Source organism: Synechococcus sp. RS9909 (genome assembly GCF_014279595.1).
Taxonomy (GTDB): domain Bacteria; phylum Cyanobacteriota; class Cyanobacteriia; order PCC-6307; family Cyanobiaceae; genus Synechococcus_C.
This window is the reverse complement of sequence record NZ_CP047943.1, coordinates 383,011-398,304: the sequence shown is the minus strand read 5'-3', so window position 1 is coordinate 398,304 and position 15,294 is coordinate 383,011. Positions and strand designations below refer to the sequence as shown.

At 66.0% G+C, this 15,294-nt stretch carries 14 protein-coding genes; 7 read left to right on the top strand and 7 right to left on the bottom strand.

From position 1 onward, the window contains the following. Positions 1 to 36 precede the first annotated feature (36 nt). Both SynRS9909_RS01860 and SynRS9909_RS01855 read left to right on the top strand, forming a co-directional pair. The gene (locus SynRS9909_RS01860; RefSeq protein ID WP_007100761.1) at positions 37 to 1,233 is read left to right on the top strand and encodes a 4-hydroxy-3-methylbut-2-enyl diphosphate reductase; all 1,197 of its coding nucleotides are present in this window, start codon (positions 37 to 39) and stop codon (positions 1,231 to 1,233) included. A 63-nt stretch (positions 1,234 to 1,296) separates the two neighbouring features. Continuing rightward, the gene (locus tag SynRS9909_RS01855) at positions 1,297 to 1,923 is read left to right on the top strand and encodes a DUF1997 domain-containing protein (protein ID WP_007100762.1); all 627 of its coding nucleotides are present in this window, start codon (positions 1,297 to 1,299) and stop codon (positions 1,921 to 1,923) included. 13 nt (positions 1,924 to 1,936) lie between these two features. On the opposite strand, the gene SynRS9909_RS01850 is transcribed toward SynRS9909_RS01855, so the two are convergent. Together SynRS9909_RS01850 and purH are read right to left on the bottom strand one after the other, a co-directional pair. Next, positions 1,937 to 2,398, bottom strand: a complete 462-nt coding sequence (locus tag SynRS9909_RS01850; protein ID WP_007100763.1) for a DUF4079 domain-containing protein — start codon at positions 2,396 to 2,398, stop codon at positions 1,937 to 1,939. A 50-nt stretch (positions 2,399 to 2,448) separates the two neighbouring features. Then, positions 2,449 to 4,053 (bottom strand): bifunctional phosphoribosylaminoimidazolecarboxamide formyltransferase/IMP cyclohydrolase, encoded by a 1,605-nt coding sequence (gene purH, locus SynRS9909_RS01845; RefSeq protein WP_007100764.1) that lies wholly within the window; start codon positions 4,051 to 4,053, stop codon positions 2,449 to 2,451. A gap of 76 nt (positions 4,054 to 4,129) precedes the next feature. On the opposite strand from purH, the gene SynRS9909_RS01840 reads away from it, so the two are divergent. Next, positions 4,130 to 4,753 carry an alpha/beta hydrolase gene (locus SynRS9909_RS01840; protein WP_255479198.1) on the top strand — a complete coding sequence of 208 codons (624 nt, stop codon included), beginning with the start codon at positions 4,130 to 4,132 and terminating at the stop codon, positions 4,751 to 4,753. Between the two features lie 5 nt (positions 4,754 to 4,758). Here SynRS9909_RS01840 and SynRS9909_RS01835 read toward each other — a convergent pair whose 3' ends face one another. Beyond that, on the bottom strand, positions 4,759 to 5,127 hold the full coding sequence (locus SynRS9909_RS01835; protein ID WP_007100766.1) for a DUF3155 domain-containing protein: 369 nt from the start codon (positions 5,125 to 5,127) through the stop codon (positions 4,759 to 4,761). A gap of 347 nt (positions 5,128 to 5,474) precedes the next feature. Here SynRS9909_RS01835 and SynRS9909_RS01830 point away from each other — a divergent pair, with 347 nt between their 5' ends. After that, complete coding sequence (locus SynRS9909_RS01830) at positions 5,475 to 6,623, top strand: sensor histidine kinase KdpD (protein WP_007100767.1); 1,149 nt, start codon at positions 5,475 to 5,477, stop codon at positions 6,621 to 6,623. Here SynRS9909_RS01830 and SynRS9909_RS01825 read toward each other — a convergent pair. Then, positions 6,568 to 7,374 (bottom strand): adenosylcobinamide-GDP ribazoletransferase, encoded by an 807-nt coding sequence (locus tag SynRS9909_RS01825; protein ID WP_007100768.1) that lies wholly within the window; start codon positions 7,372 to 7,374, stop codon positions 6,568 to 6,570. The genes SynRS9909_RS01830 and SynRS9909_RS01825 overlap by 56 nt on opposite strands. Positions 7,375 to 7,438: 64 nt before the next feature. On the opposite strand from SynRS9909_RS01825, the gene tgt reads away from it, so the two are divergent. Together tgt and SynRS9909_RS01815 are read left to right on the top strand one after the other, a co-directional pair. Beyond that, on the top strand, positions 7,439 to 8,557 hold the full coding sequence (tgt, locus tag SynRS9909_RS01820) for a tRNA guanosine(34) transglycosylase Tgt (protein ID WP_007100769.1): 1,119 nt from the start codon (positions 7,439 to 7,441) through the stop codon (positions 8,555 to 8,557). Between the two features lie 30 nt (positions 8,558 to 8,587). Beyond that, positions 8,588 to 8,731 carry a photosystem II reaction center protein K gene (locus SynRS9909_RS01815; protein ID WP_007100770.1) on the top strand — a complete coding sequence of 48 codons (144 nt, stop codon included), beginning with the start codon at positions 8,588 to 8,590 and terminating at the stop codon, positions 8,729 to 8,731. A gap of 3 nt (positions 8,732 to 8,734) precedes the next feature. Here SynRS9909_RS01815 and SynRS9909_RS01810 read toward each other — a convergent pair whose 3' ends face one another. Continuing rightward, the gene (locus SynRS9909_RS01810; RefSeq protein WP_007100771.1) at positions 8,735 to 9,484 is read right to left on the bottom strand and encodes a WecB/TagA/CpsF family glycosyltransferase; all 750 of its coding nucleotides are present in this window, start codon (positions 9,482 to 9,484) and stop codon (positions 8,735 to 8,737) included. A gap of 49 nt (positions 9,485 to 9,533) precedes the next feature. Here SynRS9909_RS01810 and SynRS9909_RS01805 point away from each other — a divergent pair, with 49 nt between their 5' ends. After that, positions 9,534 to 12,740: a glycoside hydrolase family 15 protein gene (locus SynRS9909_RS01805; protein WP_007100772.1), complete on the top strand. Its 3,207-nt coding sequence runs from the start codon at positions 9,534 to 9,536 to the stop codon at positions 12,738 to 12,740. Here SynRS9909_RS01805 and SynRS9909_RS01800 read toward each other — a convergent pair. Both SynRS9909_RS01800 and SynRS9909_RS01795 read right to left on the bottom strand, forming a co-directional pair. Then, positions 12,724 to 13,728 carry a Gfo/Idh/MocA family protein gene (locus SynRS9909_RS01800; protein WP_007100773.1) on the bottom strand — a complete coding sequence of 335 codons (1,005 nt, stop codon included), beginning with the start codon at positions 13,726 to 13,728 and terminating at the stop codon, positions 12,724 to 12,726. The two genes, SynRS9909_RS01805 and SynRS9909_RS01800, sit on opposite strands and share 17 nt — an antisense overlap. A 26-nt stretch (positions 13,729 to 13,754) precedes the next feature. Continuing rightward, positions 13,755 to 15,062 carry a hemolysin family protein gene (locus SynRS9909_RS01795; protein WP_007100774.1) on the bottom strand — a complete coding sequence of 436 codons (1,308 nt, stop codon included), beginning with the start codon at positions 15,060 to 15,062 and terminating at the stop codon, positions 13,755 to 13,757. Positions 15,063 to 15,294: the final 232 nt, after the last annotated feature.

The window sequence follows — 15,294 nt, the reverse complement described above, 5'->3', positions numbered from 1 at the left end:
GGGCCCATAGAGTCACCCCATCGCTGACGCCGCGCCATGGATACCCACGCCTTCAAGCGCTCGCTGCATCACTCCGATCGTTACAATCGCCGTGGCTTCGGACGGGCCGAGGAGGTGGCCGGCAGCCTGGAGCAGGCCTATCAGAGCGGCCTGATCGGCTCGATTCGCGACAACGACTACCGGCTGACGCAAGGCCGTCTCACGGTGCGGCTGGCCGAGGCCTTTGGCTTCTGCTGGGGAGTGGAACGGGCGGTGGCGATGGCCTACGAAACCCGGCGCCACTATCCGAGTGAACGGCTGTGGATCACCAACGAGATCATCCACAACCCCTCGGTGAACGACCACCTACGCGAGATGGATGTGCGGTTCATCCCCGTGGATCAGGGGGTGAAGGACTTTTCCGACGTGGCCTCCGGCGATGTGGTGATCCTGCCGGCCTTCGGTGCCACCGTGCAGGAAATGCAACTGCTCAATGAGCGTGGCTGCCACATCGTGGACACCACCTGCCCCTGGGTCTCCAAGGTGTGGACCACGGTGGAGAAGCACAAGAAGCATGCGTTCACCTCAATCATTCACGGCAAGGTGAAGCACGAGGAAACGCTTGCCACCAGCTCCTTCGCCGGCACCTATCTGGTGGTGCTGGATCTGGAGGAAGCGCGCCTGGTGTCGGACTACATCCTCGGTCAGGGGGATCGGGAGGCCTTCATGGCCCGCTTCGCCCGGGCCTGCTCCCCCGGCTTCGATCCCGATCGCGATCTCGAGCGGCTGGGCGTGGCCAACCAGACGACCATGCTCAAAAGCGAAACTGAAGAAATCGGTCGTCTGTTCGAGCGCACCATGCTCAGCAAATACGGACCGACCCGACTGAATGAGCACTTCCTCGCCTTCAACACCATCTGCGATGCCACCCAGGAGCGGCAGGATGCCATGTTCTCCCTGGTGGATGAGCCTCTTGACCTGATGGTGGTCATCGGGGGCTACAACTCCTCCAACACCACCCACCTGCAGGAGATCGCCATCAGCCGCGGCATCCGCTCCTTCCATATCGACACGCCGGAACGGATCGATCCCGATAACAGCATCGAGCACAAACCCCTGGGAGGCGATCTGGTGCACGAGACGGATTTTCTGCCGCCCGGACCGGTCACCGTGGGCATCACCTCCGGAGCCTCCACACCAGACCGGGCCGTGGAGCAGGTGATTCAGCGTCTGATCGCCTTGAGCGAAAGCTGAAGGCCAGGCCGCTTTACATTGGTTGATCTAGCGGGGAACACCCCCGGCGAGGGACCCCCATCCGTGCTGCTCTTGACGAGAACTCCGGCCGAAACCCTGCGCCACAGCGACGATCCCCAGGTGCGCTGCTACCGCAGCCAATTCGCTGACCGCATGGAGATGCTGGCCCCGCGCCACCAGGTCGCGGCCTATCTCGATTGCCACGAAGGCTGGTTCCGTCGCTGCGCCGCGCCGATGGACGTGGACCCGATCGATGCCCAGGCCTATGCCTTGACGCTCGGCCGCTTCGGGAATTTCGGCTTCGAGGTTGAACCGATGATCGGCTTGCGCCTGTTGCCGCAGCACCAGGGCACCTATGCGATTGTGACCGTGCCCATTCCGGATGCTGACCCGGGGCTGACAACGCTCTACGACGTGAACTTCCAGGCCGAACTGAGCCTGGACGAGGATCCACATCAGGACGCCGTGGCGGAAGCCACCAACGTGAGCTGGAGCCTGGATCTCTCGGTGTGGATCCGGCTGCCGAAAGTCATCACCATGCTGCCGGAGCAGCTGGTGCAATCGAGCGGCGATCACCTGCTCAGGCAGATCGTGCGCCAGATCTCACGCAAGCTCACCTGGAAGGTGCAGGAAGATTTTCACGCCAGCCATGGCTTGATCTGCCCGCCGAGGCGACGGGCCGCTTTCTGATCGCCTCCAACCCTCAGCGGTTCGCCCAGATCTTGTTCACGATCTGCATGCCGGTCACGGCCTGCCACAGGAACAGGGTCAGCACCCCCATGTTGAGGCCCACATGGGCCTTACGCGCCAGCAGATTACCCTGCTGCATCAGCGGTGAAAGAGCGGCAGCGGCGGCGATCAGACCCGTCATCGCCAGGCCGACGATCAGGTGAGGGCTGACAAACAGCTTGCCGTTGTTGAGGTAGGTGACGGCCATCCCGCCCAGGGTGCCGAACACCATCACCACCAGCAGCACGCTCCCCCAGAGATAGTGACGCTGAGCGAATTTGCCGGGAATCAGGGCTTTGCGTTCCTCCGGCGTGCCGGTGCGAACCTTCTTCGCCTGCACACCCAGATAAAGGGCGTAGCCACCGCCGGCAAGCAGCGCCCACATCATCAGCGGATGCAGGAAATTCGCAGCGAAGGGAAGGGCAGCGAGGGTCATCAATCAACCAAACAGAAGGACGCGTGAGAGGGAGGTTAGGGGGTCAGGCCTCAATGCAAGAAATGACGGCGGCCGGTGAGCAGCATCGCCAGACCGAGTTCATCGCAGGCCTTGATTGAATCGGCATCGCGCAGGCTGCCGCCGGGGTGAATCACTGCGGTGATGCCATGGCTCGCGGCCAGGCGCACCGTGTCGTCGAAGGGGAAAAAGCCATCGCTGGCCAGCACCGCCCCCCGGGCCTGATCCCCGGCCGCCTCGAGCGCCAGGCGAGCGGAACCGACCCGGTTCATCTGGCCGGCCCCCACCCCCAGACTCTGTCCAGCCCTGGCCACCACAATCGCGTTCGAACGCACGTGGCGCACCAACTGCCAGGCGAAGCGCAGATCCGCCTGCTCCTGGGCCGTGGGCGGACGTTGCGTCGCCACGGTCCAGCTGGCGGGATCGATCGGCTGATCATCGAGGTCCTGCACCAACAACCCGCCGAGGATGCTGCGCACATGCGCATGGCCGGCAGCGTCGATGGCCGCGGGTGCCAGTTCCAGCAGGCGCAGGTTGGCTTTCGCCGCCAGGATGTGGCGCGCCTCCGCGGTGTAGCCCGGGGCCACCACGCACTCCAGGAACAAGCCGGTGAGTTCCCTGGCCGCCGCCGCCTCCACCACGCCGTTGAGGGCAACGATGCCGCCGAAAGCACTCACCCGATCCGCATCCAGAGCCCGGGTGAGCGCCGCCGCCACCGCATCGGCGACGGCCACACCGCAGGGATTGGTGTGCTTCACCACCACGGCGGCAGGTTGCTGGGCGGGGTGACGCCCGTCGCTGCCGTAACCGAACTCGCGCACGGTGGCGAGGGCCGCCTCCAGATCGAGCAGGTTGTTGGTGCTGAGCTCCTTGCCCTGCAGTTGCAGGGCACCCCCCCAACCGCCGCGGGGGCTGCTGTACCAACTGGCCTGCTGATGGGGGTTTTCGCCGTAGCGCAGGCGCTGACGCAGGGGAACGGCTTCCAGCCAGGGCAGCGCAGCAGCCTCGTCGTCATCGCCCTCCTGTGACCCAGTGGCGTTCTCGGCCCTCCGCATCCGGTCGTTCATCCAGTTGCTGATGGCGGTGTCGTAGGCGGCGGTATGGGCAAACGCCTCGAGCGCAAGCCGGCGACGCAAGCCGGCATCGATCCCACCGGGGCGGTCGAGGGCTGCGATCACCCTGTCGTATTGCTCAGGGCTGGTGAGCACCGCCACATCGGCATGGTTTTTGGCAGCCGAGCGCACCATGGTGGGCCCACCGATATCAATGGTTTCGATCGCCGTGTCCCAGGTCACGTCTGGATCGGCCACCGTTTCGCGGAAGGGATACAGGTTCACCACCACCAGATCGATCCGATCGATCTGCTGCGCCGCCAGGTCGGCGTCGTGGTTGGGATCGCCCCGCTTCGCCAGGATGCCGCCATGAATGCGGGGGTGCAGTGTTTTCACCCGGCCACCCAGAATCTCCGGTGCTCCGGTGTGATCCGCCACCCGAGTCACAGGACAACCGGCCTGCTCGAGCACCGCTGCGGTGCCTCCGCTGGAGAGCAGCCGGAAGCCATGACGGCGATGCAGGGCCTCCGCCAGGGTCACCAGCCCACGCTTGTCGGACACGCTCAACAGGGCGGTGGGTGCCATGGCAGCAGAAGGATTCCATGGGCCAACCTACGCAGCAGGGATTTCTGCAAAGAGAGAAGACTCCCATCTCCACCTGATGCCCGCAGTCATGACCGACGACCAGCTGCTGCGCTCCATTCCTGGAGCCCGACATCGATTGGTGCTCCTTCATGGTTGGGGTGCTGATGCGGAGGACCTGCTGCCGCTCGGGGAAGCACTCACGGCCGATCTGCCCAAGCCGGTGGAGCTGGTGGCACTGCGAGCTCCGGAGCTGCATCCGCAGGGCATTGGACGGCAGTGGTATGGGCTCTTCCCAGCGGATTGGAGCGCAGTACCCGCGGCATGTCAGGAGCTGAGCCAACGCCTTCAATCGCTCAGCGATCGGGATCGTCCCCTGGAGAGAACGGTGGTGCTCGGGTTTTCCCAGGGAGCTGCCATGGCTCTAGCGAGCGGTTGCGGCCTGCCACTGGCGGGATTGATCGCCTGCAGTGGCTATCCCCACCCCGGCTGGACACCACCACAAGGGCGTCCACCCATTCTTCTGGTGCACGGGACACGGGATGAGGTCGTGCCCTTCAGTGCCAGCGAAACGCTGCAGTGCCTGCTCAACGGAGACGCATCGTCTCCGAGAGCGGAACTGCAGGCGTCAGAGGAGGGTCACACGATCGCGGCGGCATCGCTTCCCGCGATCCAGGCGGCCCTCAGCCGCTGGTGGAGCTGACTGGGTCAGACGAAGGCGTATTCGTATTCCTCCATTTCCTCCCAATCGTCGGCGACAAGCTCCAGCCCCTCAAACAGGGTGTCTTCACCGATGCGGTCGACAATGCAACGCAAGGAGGGGAACAGGAAGTGGTTCTCTTCGGCGTACTGGGCGCTGAACAGCCCCTTTTCACCCCAGAAGAAATGGTCGGTGGTGTGCTCGTTGCGGCGAACCTTGAGCAGAGCCGGTGGCGTGATGCCGTTTTCGGCAATGAAGCGACGACCGGCAGTGACCGGTTTGTGCTCGCCCGTTTCGAGGTTGTAGGTGGGCACGTGGGCAAGCACACGCTGACCGGCGAGACGGCGGCGGCTGATCCGCTTGCGCTTTTTGGACATGGCAGAAAACTCCCGGACGGGAGCAGGAGAGGAGAAGGGGCGACGCAAAGCGTCCAGACGTCAGCAATCCGGGAGACAGGTCAACGTGAACAACCCACGCTGACCAAGGACTCGCAGCATCGAAAGCCTTGGCAGAGCCAAAGCACAACAGAAGACGCATCAACCTCTGCTGTAGCCTTGGAAGCGAAAAAAGCGCAACCTCAGCAGATTCGATACCGAAGTGCCGCCTCTCGGAGGGGGCGTGCTATCGGTCGATCATCTGATCTTAAGACTTTTTCCCAGATTGACAAGCCCCGTGTCGGGGCTGTCCCGCCACTTGTCTGTGTTCGACAGCACGTTTCGGTTCCATGCTTCTCTCCGAACCGTTTCTGGCTCTTGCCCAGCAGCAGCTGAGCAGTTTTGAAGGGGAAGCCGCCATGGCGCGACTGGTGCTGTATGTGGCCCAGGGCAGCCAGGGGGCGGATCCCCGCCTCGACGCTGTGCAGCAATGGCCCAGGGTCGAGGGGCAGCTCCCGCCGGTGGAGTCGGATCCAGCCCTGCGCACGCCGACCGCAGAGCGGCGCTGGTATCCGCTGCGCCAGGGCGATCTTCTGCTCGGAGCCCTGCGGGCCGAACGCCATGCCAACGACGACTGGGACCCACGCCTGGACCGGCGCCTTCAGGCCTGTGCCGCAGCCCTGGCCCAGAGCCTGAGCCTCGACCTGGAACGCCGGCGCCTGCTCGACCAGCTCGAAGCGCAACGGGAGCAGCTGCATCTGCTGGTGCATCAGCTCCGAAATCCTCTGGCGGCGCTGCGCACCTACGCCCAGCTGCTGCTCAGACGCCTCGACCCTGACAGCCGCCATCGCCCCTTGGTGCAACACCTTCTTGAGGAGCAGGCGCAGCTGGATCACTACATCAGCAGCCTCGACCGCATCGGCAAGGACACGCCAGTGATCGCCGACGGGGGCCATCAGGCCCTGCTGCTCCCCCCGGGGCTCCCCGGTCGGGCCGGGGTGAACCTGAAAGACCTGCTGCTGCCCCTGACCGAGCGGGCCGCCGCCACGGCGGCACTCCAGGGGCGGCGCTGGTTGGGCCCGGACGACTGGCCCGGCTGGAGTGCGATCCAGCGTGCACCGGAGGATCAGGTGGTGGCGGAAATCATCGCCAACCTGCTGGAGAACGCCTTCCGCTACAGCCCAGCCAACGCGCCGCTTGGACTGCTGCTGGGCGATGACTGGATCTGCGTTTGGGATGGAGGGCCCGCCATCGCCGCCGCCGAACGGGAGCGGATCTTCCAGCAGGGCGTGCGGGGACAGCGCAGTCAGGACCGACCCGGTAGCGGCATCGGGCTGGCGCTGGCCCGGCGTTTGGCTGAGGAGCGCAGCGGCAGCCTCCGGCTCTGCTGCAGCCCTCGGCAGCTGGATCCCTCTCTGCCGGAGGAGGGCAATGCCTTCGTGCTCAGGCTGCCCCAACCGGCGCCGGCATCGGCAGAAGGGCCAGCAGCATCAGCATGAGGGCCTGCGTCCACACCACACAGGCGCCATAGCTGTCACCGGTGTGACCGCCGAGGCGTCGCCCCAGCCAACACGCCACCCACCAGCTCGCCCCCAAGCCCATGGGCACACTCCAGAGAAGCAGACGAGTCTGGGGAAGGAGCAAAGCCAGCGCCAGGCCGAGCAGCACAGCCAATCCAGCTGGAAGCAGCTCCCATCCCCCCCGAGCCTGAGCCCGGTGAAAGCCGGCGGTTCCGCCGGCACGGAGATAAGGAAAGCGCAACAGGGCCCAGAGCGGTGCACACCGGCCCCAGAAGGCAGCGGCCACGAGCCAGCCGGGAAGCAGCAGTCCCGCCTGCGATGCCGGCGCCCGTTCCACCAGCGTCAACAGAGCCGCGCCCTGGAGCAGAAGCGCCAGCAGTAACGCCATCACACCACTGGCGCCCACCCGACTGTCCTCCATTGCCGCCAGGCGGCGCCCCTCCCCGGCAGCCAGACCGTCGGCGGTGTCCATCACCCCATCGTGATGGAGGCCACCGGTGATCCAGGCCTCAAACCCCAGCACCACCAACACCCGGGACGCTGGGGGCCAGCCGAGCCGCTCCAGGAGCAGCCAGAGCAGCCCGGCGAGGACACCGATCACCAAGCCGATCCAGGGCGCGAAACGGGCGATGCGGCGGAAGCCCGGCTGAAGCCAGGGCCAGGCCGGCAGCACGCTGTAGAACACCCAGGCGCCAGCCAGATCGCACAACCAGAACGGAACGGAGGCCATCGATGACGGCGCCAAGGTGGTGGCAGGGGTTCACCGTAGGGTCAGGGATGGTGGCCGCCGGCCCGTGTTCCGCTTTCAGATCAACGCCCACTGCCCGCACACCCAGGCGCGCTGCGGCTGTTTCCAGACCCCCCACGGACCGGTCTCGACGCCGCGCTTCATGCCCGTTGGCACCCTGGGAACCGTGAAGGGGGTGACCACCAGCCAGCTGGTAGAGACCGGCGCCCAGATGGTGTTATCCAACACCTACCACTTGCATCTGCAGCCTGGAGAAGCCGTTGTGGCGGAGGCCGGTGGCCTGCATCGCTTCATGGCCTGGGACGGCCCGATACTCACCGACTCCGGTGGCTTCCAGGTATTCAGCCTCGGCGACCTGAACCGGATCGATGATCACGGCGTCGACTTCCGCAATCCCCGCGACGGCAGCCGCATCCTGCTGACACCGGAGCGCTCGATGCAGATCCAGATGGCCCTGGGTGCGGATGTGGCGATGGCCTTCGATCAATGCCCCCCCTATCCCGCCACTGAACATGATGTAGAGGAGGCCTGCCGCCGCACCCACGCCTGGCTGGAACGCTGCGCCGCCGCCCACAACCGCCCCGACCAGGCCCTGTTCGGGATCGTGCAGGGAGGCTGCTATCCCCGTTTGCGGGAGGAGAGCGCTCGCGCCGTGGCCGGTTTCGACCTGCCCGGCATCGCCATCGGCGGCGTGAGTGTGGGGGAACCGGTGGAGGAGATGCATCGGATCGTGCGGCAGGTGACGCCCCTGCTGCCGGCGGACCGCCCCCGCTATCTGATGGGCATCGGCACCCTGCGGGAGATGGCGGTGGCAGTAGCCCATGGCATCGATCTCTTCGACTGCGTGTTGCCCACCCGTCTGGGGCGCCATGGCACGGCACTGGTGGGCGGCGAACGCTGGAATCTGCGCAATGCCCGCTTTCGCCACGACCACACCCCCCTCGATGCGACCTGCCCCTGCACCGCCTGCACACGCCACAGCCGCGCCTATCTGCACCACCTGATCCGCAGCGAGGAACTGCTGGGGCTCACCCTGCTCAGCCTCCACAACCTCACCCATCTGATCCGGTTCACCACCGCGATGGCACGGGCGATTCAGGACGGTTGTTTTGCAGAGGATTTCGCTCCCTGGCTGCCGGAGTCGCCCGCCCATCACACGTGGTAGCGTCCGCTCATCGCCCATGACATCGCCGGGATGGCCGCCACCACACTCGATCTGCTGGCCCAACTGCCCGAGGCCTATCAGGCCTTCGGGCCTCTGGTCGACATCCTGCCGATCATTCCACTCTTCTTCCTGTTGCTCGCCTTTGTGTGGCAAGCCTCCGTCGGTTTCCGCTGAGCTTCAGCGTCGTCGGCGTTCACCGCGGCGCAACACCTGCCAGGCAAACGCCGGCAGCGAGAGCATGCGGCGCCAGCGGCTCGGTTCCTGGATGAGTCGGTAAGCCCACTCCACCTGGAGTCGGCTCATCCATTCTGGTGCGCGTTGTTTGACACCGGCCCACACGTCAAAACTGCCGCCCACGCCCATCCAGAGCCCTGGTTGCCCGGCATGCAGACGTTGAGTCCAGGTTTCCTGCCGGGGAACACCGAGAGCCACCAGCACCAGATCGGGCTTCAGGCTCAGCAGGCGTTGCTCGAGCTGGGGCCAGGCTTCGGCGGCTTGATAGCCATGCTCCGCCAGCACCAGGCGCAGGGACGGCAACGCCTCGAGCAGGCGCTCCGTCAGCTGCTCCATCACCTCCGGTGCCGCACCGATCAGGGCCACGCTCCAGTCGTGAGCTTCGGCATACGAGAGGAGCGCGCGCGCCAGTTCGATGCCGGGGGTGCGACGCACCCGAACCCCCTGACGCCGCAGGGCCCAGACCACTCCGGCACCATCGGGGATCACCAGGTCGGCCGCCGCAATCGCGGCGCCCAGGGCCGGATTGGCCCGGGCCGTCATCGTCATCTCCGCATTGAGGGTGACGATCTGGCCGCCACCGCGGGCATGCAGGCCAATGGCGGCCGCGCGCACATCCCGGCAGGCATCCACGCCCACACCCAGCACCCGGTAGCGGTGCTGATCACACGGATCGGTACTGACGGCGTCCATCCGCGGTTGAGCTTCAGGGGAGAATTTAGATCCGGTTCACCTGGAGGTCATGGTTCTGTCGCCCCCCACCTCCCTCAGCCCCCACACTCGCTCCGACGACGAGCGCTGGGCCTTGCTGGACAGCCTGGATGCGGCGATCGACCGGGTGGTGCTGCAGCGTCAGCATCCGATCACCGGCCTGCTGCCCGCCAGCACGGCCCACACCGTGCATGGCAATTACGGCGATGCCTGGGTGCGCGACTGCGTGTATTCGATCCAGTGCGTCTGGGGCCTGGCCTTAGCCCACCGACGCCTGAACAACGGCCACACCAGCCGGTCGTGGGAGCTGGAGCAGCGTGTGCTGGCCCTGATGCGTGGGGTGCTGAACGCGATGATGCGCCAGGCCGAAAAGGTGGAGCGGTTCAAGCAGAGCCTCGATCCCCTCGATGCTCTCCACGCCAAATACGACACCGCCAGCGGCGACACCGTCGTGCCCGATGACGGCTGGGGGCATCTCCAGATGGATGCCACCTCCCTGTTCCTGCTTCAGCTCGCCCAGCTCACACGCGGCGGACTGACGGTGCTGCGCAGCCGCCATGAAGCGGACTTCATTCAGAACCTGATCTACTACGTCGCTCGGGCCTATCGGGTTCCCGACTACGGCATCTGGGAACGGGGCGACAAAGGCAACCACGGCCTGCCGGAACGGAATGCCAGCTCGATCGGCATGGCCAAGGCGGCACTGGAGGCCCTCGATGGTCTCGACCTTTTCGGTGTGCATGGCGATGGCAGCCTGCAGGTGCTGATTCCCCAGGGAGCGGTGGTGCGCCTGCGCCGGGCCCTGCAGGGGTTGCTGCCGCGCGAATCCGCCAGCAAGGAAGCCGACAGTGCCTGCCTTTCGGTGGTGGGCTACCCGGCCTGGGCGGTCGAGGATCCCCAGCTGGTGCAACGCACCTGCGAGCGGATCCGCCGCCTGCTCGGAGGCGCCTATGGCTACAAACGATTTCTGCGCGACGGCCATCAGACCGTGGTGGAGGACGTGAGCCGGCTGCATTACGAGCGCGATGAGTTGGCCACCTTCGAGGGGATCGAGTCGGAATGGCCCCTGTTCCTCGCGTATGAACTGGTCACCGCCTGCTGCGAAGAACGCTGGGAGGAGGCGTGCCACTGGCGCGAGCGCCTGAACGTTCTTGCCGTTGACCGGGATGGACAACGGCTGTATCCCGAGCTCTACCTGGTGCCGGAAGCGGCCGTGGAGCTGGAACGCCGCTCGCCCGGCAGTCAGCGCCGTCAGGCCAACGACAACATCCCCCTGCTCTGGACCCAGAGCCTGGCCTGGCTGGGCGAGATGCTGCTCAACGGCCTGCTCCTCCCGGAGGATCTGGACCCATGTGGCCGCCGCTTGCCCAAGCCCCTTGGCGCCGAAGAGGTGCTGGTGGCCCTGATTCCCGGCACATCAGCCGTGGCGGAGCGCCTGCAAGGCCTCGGGCTGCCGGTGAGCGACCCAGACCATGGCCCGATCCGGGTGCTGCCATCGGAGCACCTGAGCGAGCGGTTGCAGCAACTCGGTGCGAACCCGGCCCTCGGGCTGAGTGGCCATCCGCCGCTCCGCGCTGAAACCGCCGCCACGGCACGGTTCTATCGACAGGGAGAGGAACAGCTGGCCTTCCTGCCGGCCGTGCTGGAGGAAGACACCTACTACCTGGCGGATGACCCCGAACAGTTGGTGGACACGGTGGTGAATGAACTGCATCTGCTGCAGCGCCACTGGCGTGGTGCCGGCGCCCCCCTGTTGCTGATTCCGATCGAGCCCACGCTGCTGGAACGGGGACTCGAGAGTGTGCAGCAGCTGGCCACCCGGTTAGCCAGCGGAGAGCTGGAGGGGGTGGCCGTGCAGCTCGCCCCGCTCGAAGACCTGGCGAGCCAGGGGCAGTGGCTGCTGCTGCCCGAACCGACCCAGGCCCCCATCACCAGGCCCGCCGTCGCGGCATCGAGCGCTGCCGCCCTGCTGCAGGCCTCCACCGACCTGCAGGATCTCACCGCCGCCCAGGAACAGGAGCTGGATGAAATCTCCCTGCCGGAACTGCGCGAGCGCCTCTGGAGCAGCTCCTCACTGCGCGAGCAGGCGGAGGTGCTGGAACTGCTGCATCGCCACCTAGGGGATGCAGCGATCCTTCAGGCGCCCGGTGGCGCCCCGGTGGAGCTGCGCAGCCTGCTGGAGGAGATCTATCACCGCGGCCTGAATCAGCAAGACTGGAATGTGGTGCGCCGCTGCGCCGGTGTGCTGGGCCTGGTGCACCCGCAACTGGAGGATGCCCTGATCGATCTGCTCGCCCGCCAGAAAACCGTGGTGGTGGGCCGTAGCTACAGCAGTGATTCCCTGCTCGCCACCCCCCTCTCCAGCGCCTTGATCGCCGCCGGGATCCGCCGCACCTGCGGCCACGACACCCGGGAACAGGCCCTGCAGCAGGAGCTGCTGCTGGCCCTCGATGGCATTGCCCGACGGGAACCGCAGCGGCTCAGCGGCACGCTGACGCTGCAGCTCGGACAGCTGATGCTCATGCTCACCTCGGAGCTGGCAGCAGAAACAGGACGCAGTCAGGACGAAGCCTTTGAAGCTCTCTGCAGCGAACCACCCCACGCGATTGGCAGCCGCCTGCGGGCCGTGCTGACCGATCTGGACCAGGCCCACGCCTCCCTGCAGCGCAACGAACAATTGCATCTGCGTGGCCCGGTGCAGTGGGCCGTTCCGGCGCCCCTGGAGGAACCGCCCAGTGGTGGCGACTGGTTGCAACACCGCATCCGGCTGGGCTCGCTGCAACGGGTGCCCAAGGATTTCCATGCCGGGATCTGGTCGCTGCTGCAGCACTGCCGCGGCCTGGTGATCGGCGACAAACTCGAACGTCGCAACCGGCTCACTAGTGCCCTGCTGCTGGAGAAAACAGCCGGAGAGCGCAATTTCGCCACCCTGGTGGAGCACCTGCTCAGCCGGATCCCCGCCCCGGAATACCGGCAGCTGTGCACCGAATGCCTGCTCTCCCTGATGGCCTTCGTGGCCACCAACCCCTCCGTGCACATCGACGATGACGTCGCCCTCGATGTAGTGATCGGCCATGCCGTTCGCGTTGGCTGGTCGCTCTCCCATCCAGAGATCGAACCCAGTGCTTACGGAGCCCACAAGGCGGAAGCCTGGGATCACTTCTACCGGGCGTCCCCGGCGGATTGCCGCCGCTGGCAGATCGCTGCGCTGCGCGAGCTGATCAGATCGGCTCGCTGAGGGGAACGCCCATGCCGGGGTGGGCGACGGCCTGTTCGATCAGATCGGCCAGACGCAGGGCGCGTGAAGCCTGCTGACCGTCCACTGCCGGCGTTTCACGGCCGCGAACACACTGCAGGAAGTGCTCCAGTTCGGCGTAAAGCGGTTCGATCGAGGTGGTGCTCACCTCCTCGATGAAGCCATCGTTGCGATAGAGCAACTCACCATGATCAGCGGAATACCACTCGTGGGCGCGCCGATGAATGTGAAGGGTGTGATTGAGGAAATCGGTTTCCACCAGGCTGGCCCGGCAGTGGGCGCTGAGGCTGCGGATCTTGCGGTGACTCATCTTGCTGGCGGTGAGGCTCGCCACCACACCGTTGGCGAATCCGAGCGTGGCATTCACGTAATCCAGCGGTCCTTCAGCGCTGGCTCCACCGGCAGCAGCGAGGCGCACGACCGGCGCCCTGGCCAGCTCCAGCACAAGGTCGAGGTCGTGAATCATCAGATCCAGCACCACCGACACATCGTTGGCGCGATCGGCATGGGGACTGTGGCGCCGTGCCTCGAGCACCACCACTTCCTCATTGGCCACCACCTTGGTGAGTTCGCGGAAGGCGGGATTGAAGCGCTCGATGTGACCCACCTGAAGCAGGCGACCGTTGCGGCTGGCCGCCGCGATCAGGGTGGCGGCCTCGTCCTGGCTGGCGGCGATCGGCTTTTCGATCAGCACATGCAGGCCGGCATCCAGACAGGCCAGACCAACGGCCTGGTGGAGCAGGGTGGGCACCGCGATGCAGACCGCCTCCACCTCCGTGAGCATCGCGTTGTAATCCGCGAACCAGCGACACGCGAACTGTTCAGTGGCCAGCTGGCCCCGCTTGGCGTCGGGATCTGCAACGCCGACCAGCTCCGCGTCCTTGAGCAAGCTGAGCACCCGGGCGTGGTGCCACCCCATGTTGCCGATGCCGATCACGCCGACCTTCACCGGAACCATGGGGTCGGTCATCGGCGAAGGTGCAGGATCGCAGCAGATTATCGGTGATCCTGGACCGGTTCCGCTAAGGAAGGCGCCCGCTCCTCAGGCAGGACCATGCGCACCCGCACAATCCGCGGCCCTTCCATCTCCAGAATTTCGAACTGCACCCCCTGATGACGCAGCGCCTCGCCAGGCGCCGGAATGTGCTGGAGGCGTTCGAGCAGGAATCCGGCCAGGGTGTGGTGATCGGTGGCTTCCGGCAGCTCCAGGCCCAGCTGGCGGTTGAGTTCAAAGATCTCCAGGTCCCCTGCCACGAGCCAGACGCCGGATTGATCGGGCACGGCCTGCAGGTCGGGTACGGCGGGCTCAGGCTCCAGCTCATCACCGACGATCTCCCCGGTGAGGTCGGCGGCGGTCACCAATCCCTCTGTGCCGCCATGCTCATCCACCACCAGGAGCAGGGGATGGCCGCTACGGATCAGGGCCAGCAGTTCCGCCAGGGTGCTTGTTTCCAGCACCCGTTGTGCCGGCAGCAGATAGGGCTCGAGCGGGGAATCCTCCTGCAACACCCCGCGAGCGATCGGTTCCGCCAGACGGCGCAGGTCGAGCACCCCGCGCACATCATCCAGCGACTGGCCGATCACCGGAAAGCGGGCATGGCGGGTGCGATGCACCGCATCCATCAACTCAGCGAAACGCACACTCACCGGCAGGGTGACCATGCCGGAGCGGGGCACCATCACCTCACGCACCTGGGTGTCGCGCAGGGCGAACACCCCTTCAAGGATGTTGCGCTCATCCGGTCGCAACCCGGTGACGCCACCGCTCTCGATCAATGTTTCCAGCTCTCCGGCGGTGAGAGCAGGCACCAGGGCATCCCAGCGGGGCGTCAGTCCCACGAGTCGGAGCAACACCGAAGCGCAGGTCTCGAGCAGGGTGAGCAGAGGGCGCAACACACGCATCACCGCCTCCAGGATCGGGGCGAGCTGCAGCGCCGCCCGTTCCGGACGGTTGAGCACCCAGGCGCGGGGCAACAACCCGGCCAGGAGCGTTGACACTGCAACCAGCCCCAGGAACCAGAGCAGATCCCACCAGCGGCCGGCCGCCGCAGCCGGCGACCACCAGCTCTGGGCGATGCTGCGCGCCACCCAGCCGAGGGCCACCAGCGACAGGGTGACACCGAGCTGCGACATCAACAGCGCCCGGCGCAGACGGCCCTGCAGACGTTGCACCGAAGGAGCCCCCGCCACCCCCTCCTCGCTCAGCACCTGCACGCGACTGGGGCGCAAGCGCAACAGCGCGACCTCAACCGCTGCGAAGAAGGCCGGCAAAGCCAGCAAGACGAGCAGCAGCAGCAGGCGCATCAGGTGAGGTGAATGGGGGTCGCGAGGATCGAACTCGCCTTAGGCGAATTATGAGACTGCCTGGAGTCGAGATCTGGCAAGCGATCTCAGCGAAGCCATGCCTACCGAGTGCCTAGCACTGGTCTTAGCTGAGTCCATTTGTCAAATCTTCACCTCCGATCTCCAACCAGTCTCAGATGGCGCGAATCCACTCATGGGGCCACCAGCGCCGGCTGTCGGGGATCAAGCACCA

What these genes read in the sequence shown, in the direction of transcription:
- SynRS9909_RS01810 (WP_007100771.1), bottom strand. Translation starts at nt 9,484, where the DNA reads ATGGACGCCGTCAGTACCGATCCGTGTGATCAGCACCGCTACCGGGTG.
- SynRS9909_RS01805 (WP_007100772.1), top strand. Translation starts at nt 9,534, where the DNA reads ATGGTTCTGTCGCCCCCCACCTCCCTCAGCCCCCACACTCGCTCCGAC.
- SynRS9909_RS01850 (WP_007100763.1), bottom strand. Translation starts at nt 2,398, where the DNA reads ATGACCCTCGCTGCCCTTCCCTTCGCTGCGAATTTCCTGCATCCGCTG.
- SynRS9909_RS01815 (WP_007100770.1), top strand. Translation starts at nt 8,588, where the DNA reads ATGGCCGCCACCACACTCGATCTGCTGGCCCAACTGCCCGAGGCCTAT.
- SynRS9909_RS01825 (WP_007100768.1), bottom strand. Translation starts at nt 7,374, where the DNA reads ATGGCCTCCGTTCCGTTCTGGTTGTGCGATCTGGCTGGCGCCTGGGTG.
- SynRS9909_RS01840 (WP_255479198.1), top strand. Translation starts at nt 4,130, where the DNA reads ATGCCCGCAGTCATGACCGACGACCAGCTGCTGCGCTCCATTCCTGGA.
- purH (WP_007100764.1), bottom strand. Translation starts at nt 4,053, where the DNA reads ATGGCACCCACCGCCCTGTTGAGCGTGTCCGACAAGCGTGGGCTGGTG.
- SynRS9909_RS01835 (WP_007100766.1), bottom strand. Translation starts at nt 5,127, where the DNA reads ATGTCCAAAAAGCGCAAGCGGATCAGCCGCCGCCGTCTCGCCGGTCAG.
- SynRS9909_RS01860 (WP_007100761.1), top strand. Translation starts at nt 37, where the DNA reads ATGGATACCCACGCCTTCAAGCGCTCGCTGCATCACTCCGATCGTTAC.
- SynRS9909_RS01800 (WP_007100773.1), bottom strand. Translation starts at nt 13,728, where the DNA reads ATGACCGACCCCATGGTTCCGGTGAAGGTCGGCGTGATCGGCATCGGC.
- SynRS9909_RS01795 (WP_007100774.1), bottom strand. Translation starts at nt 15,062, where the DNA reads ATGCGCCTGCTGCTGCTGCTCGTCTTGCTGGCTTTGCCGGCCTTCTTC.
- SynRS9909_RS01830 (WP_007100767.1), top strand. Translation starts at nt 5,475, where the DNA reads ATGCTTCTCTCCGAACCGTTTCTGGCTCTTGCCCAGCAGCAGCTGAGC.